Annotated in this window: 1 protein-coding gene; it reads left to right on the top strand. The window is 53.7% G+C overall.

Annotated features, from left to right (window positions below; translation table 11 throughout):
* Positions 1–376: DinB family protein (locus tag MXD62_RS10425; protein WP_248829120.1), on the top strand; the 376-nt coding region annotated here is incomplete at both ends.

Raw genomic sequence — 376 nt, 5'->3', positions numbered from 1 at the left:
AAGGAGATCTTGCACTATTATGATCAGGCTCCTTCACGTTTGCAAAACGCGCTGGAAGGATTGACTGAAGCTGATTTAGACTTAGCCAGAGCACCCGGCAAATGGTCAATCCGCCAGATTGTGTTGCACATCGTGGATTCCGACTGTACCTCACTCGCCTTGGTAAAATTCGCATTGGCCGAACCGGGGAGAAGCTTCTCCGGAAACGCGTACGATCCTGATGTGTGGGCTGCGGGGCTCGATTACGCCAATCGCCCGATCAATGCGGAAGTTGAACTGTTTGGCGCCATTCGCAAGCATATCGGAGGTTTGCTCCGTCATATTCCTTCTGCGCTGGAGCGGACGGTGACGCTTGTGACCGGTCAGACGGTTGCAG

The organism is Frankia sp. Mgl5, from assembly GCF_023242985.1.
In the GTDB taxonomy this organism is placed as follows: domain Bacteria; phylum Actinomycetota; class Actinomycetes; order Frankiales; family Frankiaceae; genus Parafrankia; species Parafrankia soli.
This window is presented reverse-complemented; position numbering and strand designations above follow the sequence as displayed.